This window comes from Phosphitispora fastidiosa (assembly GCF_019008365.1).
GTDB classification, from domain to species: domain Bacteria; phylum Bacillota; class Thermincolia; order Thermincolales; family UBA2595; genus Phosphitispora; species Phosphitispora fastidiosa.
In genome coordinates this window covers 1-1,784 of record NZ_JAHHUL010000048.1, presented here as the reverse complement: position 1 = coordinate 1,784, position 1,784 = coordinate 1, and the positions used below count along the sequence as shown (strand labels likewise).

Annotated in this window: 1 rRNA gene; it reads right to left on the bottom strand. The window is 53.5% G+C overall.

What is annotated here, in order from left to right:
- Positions 1–63: 63 nt before the first annotated feature.
- Positions 64–1,784: ribosomal RNA gene (locus Ga0451573_RS18850) — 23S ribosomal RNA — on the bottom strand; the annotation flags it as partial.

The following is a 1,784-nucleotide window of genomic DNA, read 5'->3' as shown; positions in this document are numbered from 1 at the left end:
TTGAGGTTTGTTCCCTCAAAACTTTACAGAGAATTTGTTCGTAAGAGAATTTCACTACTACTTCAGGTCAAGTCCTCGACCTATTAGTACCAGTTAGCTCAATACATTACTGCACTTACACACCTGGCCTATCAACGTGGTCATCTTCCACGGGTCTTACTGGATTGACTCCATGGGAAATCTTATCTTGAGGTTAGTTTCCTGCTTAGATGCTTTCAGCGGTTATCTAATCCGCACGTAGCTACCCAGCTCTGCCGCTGGCGCGACAACTGGTACACCAGTGGTGCGTCCATCCCGGTCCTCTCGTACTAGGGACAGATCCTCTCAAATTTCCTGCGCCCGCGACGGATAGGGACCGAACTGTCTCACGACGTTCTGAACCCAGCTCATGTACCGCTTTAATGGGCGAACAGCCCAACCCTTGGGACCTACTTCAGCCCCAGGATGCGATAAGCCGACATCGAGGTGCCAAACCTCCCCGTCGATGTGGACTCTTGGGGGAGATAAGCCTGTTATCCCCGGGGTAGCTTTTATCCGTTGAGCGATGGCCCTTCCACTCGGAACCACCGGATCACTAAGCCCGACTTTCGTCCCTGCTCGACCCGTCGGTCTCGCAGTCAAGCTCCCTTCTGCCTTTACACTCTTCGACTGATTTCCAACCAGTCTGAGGGAACCTTTGGGCGCCTCCGTTACTCTTTGGGAGGCGACCGCCCCAGTCAAACTGCCCACCTGACAATGTCCCCCATCCGGATTACGGACGTAGGTTAGAACTTCAATACTTCAAGGGTGGTATCCCACCTGTGACTCCACCGAAACTAGCGTCCCGGTCTCTCAGTCTCCCACCTATGCTGTACATGACGTACCAAAATCCAATGTCAGGCTACAGTAAAGCTCCACGGGGTCTTTCTGTCCTGTCGCGGGTAGCCGGCATCTTCACCGGCATTACAATTTCGCCGAGCCCCTTGTTGAGACAGCGCCCAAATCGTTACGCCTTTCGTGCGGGTCGGAACTTACCCGACAAGGAATTTCGCTACCTTAGGACCGTTATAGTTACGGCCGCCGTTTACTGGGGCTTCAATTCAAAGCTTCGCTTGCGCTAACCTCTCCTCTTAACCTTCCAGCACCGGGCAGGCGTCAGCACCTATACTTCGTGTTTCCACTTCGCAGGCACCTGTGTTTTTGGTAAACAGTCGCTTGGGCCTCTCCTCTGCGACCCCTCTCAGCTCCATATGTGCATATCTCACCAAGAAGGGCACCCCTTCTCCCGAAGTTACGGGGTCATTTTGCCGAGTTCCTTAACAAGGGTTCTCTCGCGCGCCTTAGGATTCTCTCCCTACCTACCTGTGTCGGTTTACGGTACGGGCACCATTTTGCCTCGTTAGAGACTTTTCTTGACAGTGTGGGATCAGCTACTTCACTACTTAATTTTCGTTCCCCGTCACGTCTCAGGATTTTGATCTGCGGTTTTGCCTACAGCTCTCCCTACTCGCTTGGACCAGCTCTTCCAATCGCTGGCTTAGCCTGCCCTCCTGTGTCATCCCTTCCTTCAAACGGCTCTTGGTGGCATCGGATTCTCAACCGATTGTCCATCGCCTACGCTTTACGCCTCGGCTTAGGTCCCGGCTTACCCTGGGCGGACGAGCCTTCCCCAGGAAACCTTAGGTTTTCGGCGGGCAGGATTCTCACCTGCCTTATCGCGTACTCATACCGGCATTCTCACTTCTGTACAGTCCACTGCTCCTCACGGTACAGCTTCTACCCATACAGAACGCTCCCCTACCATC